Below are 3,427 nucleotides of genomic sequence, written 5' to 3'. Positions count from 1 at the left end.
ACCAACAGGACGTCCCGTTCGGTCTCGACGCCGAACGACGTCCGGAACGGTGCGACGAGGGGCATCGACACCCGGATGAGCTCGAACCCGTTCAGCTTCACGACTGCCTCCTGGGATGTCTGTGTCTTTCTACGGTGTACCAGCCCGATCTGGAGAATCCGGTGACACTCGCGCCGTCGTCGATCAGTTCACCGAGAACGTCACGCAGGGCGAGCCGCCACCGCTTCGCCGCCCCGGGGTCGCTGCGGCGCAGCGCCTCTACGTCGGCCGGTATCCGGACCAGCAGCGTGCGCGCGTCATTCCGGAGCGCCGCGGATGCCACCTCGGGCAGCCCGGACGCACCCTCGGCCAGCGCGACGACCGCGCCGTCGGCCCGCATCAGTTCCACGTCGGCCTCCACCCGGTTCCCCACGCAGATCTCGGCGACGGCGTCCGACGCCAGCTGCCATGCGACGAGCAGCCGGTCGGTGCCCTGCCCGGCGTTGATAGCGTCGTCGATCTCGCCGTAGAAGTCGACCAGGTACTCCCGCGGACGGGCGCCCAGCTTGACGAAGTTGAAGTAGGCGTTGCGACGGATCAACGGGTCGAAGGTCCACGTGATCTCTGTCAGTCCCCGTTCCCGCGCCCAGACTCGCTGGTGCAGCTTGAGCGCGAACCCCACGCTGCGTCCTTGCGCCTGTCCGTCGACCCCGGCGATGTGCGAGTGCAGACCGACACCGGGCGGTGCCGCGAAGAACCCGACGCATGCCCCCACCAGCCGGCCGTCGCTGTCGAAGGCACCGGCCAGATAGTTCCCGGCGTGAGTCAGCGCCCGCAACTGTTCGATGTTCACCAGCGGACTCTTGCCGTCGGGACGCCAGATCCGATCGAACAGCGCGACGACGCCGGTCAGGTCGGTCAGGTCGTGCAGCAGCCGGACCTCGACCCCGGACCGTTCCGCGGCCATCCGCGCCGCCTCGCCCGGTGAGCGCGTCGGCGCGGCGGCATCCGGTGCCGCGGTGCCCACGGTGCCGGGCCGTCGTCCATCGGTCATGGTCGCGTACTCCGATCCTGCGGCTGACGTTCGGTCGCACTGGCCGGCCCGCTGAGCAATCTGGCGACCAGATCCGCCGCCAGCGCCGCTCGCACCGGCATCTGCGAGACCAGCACGTGTTCCCCGGGTGCGTGCGCTCCGCCACCGACGGCGCCCAGCCCGTCGAGCGTGGGTGTCCCGACACCGGCGGCGATGTTGCCGTCCGAGGCCCCGCCGACGTGCGCACCTTCCAGCGGGCCGATATCCCGGGCGGCGGCGATCTCCTGCGCCAGCCGGTACAGGTCGGCCGATGCGGCCGGTTCCAACGGCGGATGGCTGGGACCGGCGATCACCTCGAGCCGGGCCTCCGTCAGGTGCGCTGGCAACGCTCGGATCGCGGCGTCCACGCGCCGTCCCTCGGCCACGGTCGGAACCCGCGTGTCCACCCGTACCGAAGCCTCGGCCGGCACAGTATTGGTCGTCGTGCCCGACGCGAGAACGGTGGGAGTCACGGTCGCGCCGTCCGGCCCGGCGTCCAGGGCGGCGAGCGCGAGAACCTGGTGCGCCAGCTCGACCGAGGCGTTGACCCCGTTCCACGGCTCCAGCCCCGCGTGCGCCGCCCGGCCGTGGACCCGCAGCTCGTACTGCGAGATGCCGTTGCGTGCCGTCTTCAGCGCGCCGCCGTCGGCGCTGCCCTCGAACACGAGTGCCGCGCCCGCGCGTCGTGCCTCATCCTCGATCAGGGCTCGCGACGTCGGCGCGCCCAGTTCCTCGTCACCGGTGACCAGCACGGTCACCCCGTCCAGCGATGGAAGTGCGGCGAGCGCGTGGAACATCTGCACCAGGCCGGCCTTCATGTCGAAGCAGCCGGGCCCGTAGGCGACGCCGTCCTGCACCCGCCACGGATGCTCCGCCAGCGTTCCCATCGGCCACACCGTGTCCTGGTGGCCGAGCAGCAGAACCCGGTCCCCGTCGCCGAACCGCCACCGCAGATGGGTGCAGCCGTGCAGCTCCAGCCGCTCCGGCTGGGCGCCGGTCACCCGTCGGCCCAGCTCGGCGACGGCATCCGCACCCCGCGCCACGGCGCGCAGGTCGGCCGACGGCGACTCGCAGCCGACGAGGGCGCCGAGGTCGGCGACCATGGCGTCGATGCTCATGTCCACAGCTTCATCTGCCTCCGTCCGGCTCATCATCTCTGGTCATGCTCGGCGTCTTGCCGCTCATGCGACCTTCGGCGTGGCACGGACGCCGAGATGCATGTACGGCGAGCCGTCGGACAGTGCGTAGAACGTCACGGGGGTCCAGGTCTCGGCGCCGGGGAGCCGCACGAGGTACAGGTTCTCCCGCACCGGCACCAGGTCGAGCTCCTTGACCTCCTGGTCCAGCCCAGCCACCTCTTGCGTGCTGGTCAGACGTAACCGCGGGCCGGTGTCGGCCTGCCAGACGTCGATCCGTGCCCCGGTGCGCTCGTAGGTGCCCACGTGCGGTGCGATGTCGGCGTCGACGGCGGCGTCCGGCGGGGTCAGCGGCGTCGCCATCTCCACCCCGGCCGTCTCCCGGAACACTTCGCGGATGAGAGTCTCGTACAGGTCGCGAGTGTGGCCCCCGTTGGTCAGCAGGGTCACGGCCATGTCCTGTTCGGGCAGGATCCGCAGGAACGCCGACTGGCCGATGGTGTTCCCGTCGTGACCGATGAGCCGGGTACCGTTCCAGTCCAGCCGGAACCAGCCGAGTCCCCAGGAATCCGCGAGCGTGTACGGGTCGGGCAGCCGCACCTCCTCGGCCTGCATCGCCGCGGCCGACTTCTGCGACAGCAGGCGTGTGCCGTCCGGCCCGGTCCCGCCGGCCAGATGCATCCGGGCGAACGAGAGCACGTCGCCGACGGTCGACGCGATCAGCCCGGCCGGGCCCGCGGACCGCGGCAGCACCCACACCGGCGCCCGGCGTGGCGCTTCGTGCCCCTCATGGACGTGGCCCACGGCGGTGCGGTAGAGCAGGGCGTCGTCAGGCAGCGTCACAGTGTGGCCGAGCCCGAGCGGCGTATAGAGCATGTCCTTCATCGCGGCGTCCCACACCTGGCCGGTGAGTTTCTCGATCACCCGCCCCGCCGTCGTGAACCCCGCGTTGCAGTAAGACCAGGTGGCGCCGAGCGGGTGGTTCAGCCGGAGGCCGGCGAGCGCCTCGACATAGCGCTCAAGGCATTCGTCGCCGCGCCCGGAGTCGTAGAAGAAGTCGCCGTCGATCCCGCTGGTGTGGGTCAGCAGGTGGCGCATGGTGACCCGGCGTGTCACCTCGTCGTCGGCGAATGTGAACTCCGGCAGGTAGCTCACCACTGGCTCATCGAGGTCGAGCTTGCCGGCATCGACGAGCGCCATGATCACCGTCGCCGTCCACACCTTGGTGACCGAGCCGATC

General features: G+C 70.8%; 3 protein-coding genes. All 3 read right to left on the bottom strand.

The genetic code is table 11. The features are described 5' to 3' along the window. Positions 1–97: 97 nt before the first annotated feature. The gene (locus ELR45_RS20805; protein WP_205856966.1) at positions 98–1,033 is read right to left on the bottom strand and encodes a GNAT family N-acetyltransferase; all 936 of its coding nucleotides are present in this window, start codon (positions 1,031–1,033) and stop codon (positions 98–100) included. After that, a complete protein-coding gene (locus tag ELR45_RS20800) occupies positions 1,030–2,169 on the bottom strand; it encodes a M20 family metallopeptidase (protein WP_240759944.1) in 1,140 nt (379 codons plus the stop codon). Before ELR45_RS20800 ends, ELR45_RS20805 begins: the two co-directional genes overlap by 4 nt. A gap of 63 nt (positions 2,170–2,232) precedes the next feature. Then, a partial coding sequence (locus ELR45_RS41230; protein WP_240759943.1) for a serine hydrolase domain-containing protein occupies positions 2,233–3,427 on the bottom strand: 1,195 nt, incomplete at its 5' end.

Origin of the sequence: Phytoactinopolyspora endophytica (assembly GCF_004138495.1) — a bacterium.
Classification (GTDB): Bacteria; Actinomycetota; Actinomycetes; order Jiangellales; family Jiangellaceae; genus Phytoactinopolyspora; species Phytoactinopolyspora endophytica.
The sequence above is the reverse complement of the archived record's forward strand: the minus strand, read 5'-3'. Positions and strand labels throughout refer to the sequence as shown.

Coding starts and splice junctions, on each gene's coding strand:
- ELR45_RS20805 (WP_205856966.1), bottom strand. CDS start 1,033: ATGACCGATGGACGACGGCCCGGCACCGTGGGCACCGCGGCACCGGAT.
- ELR45_RS20800 (WP_240759944.1), bottom strand. CDS start 2,169: ATGAGCATCGACGCCATGGTCGCCGACCTCGGCGCCCTCGTCGGCTGC.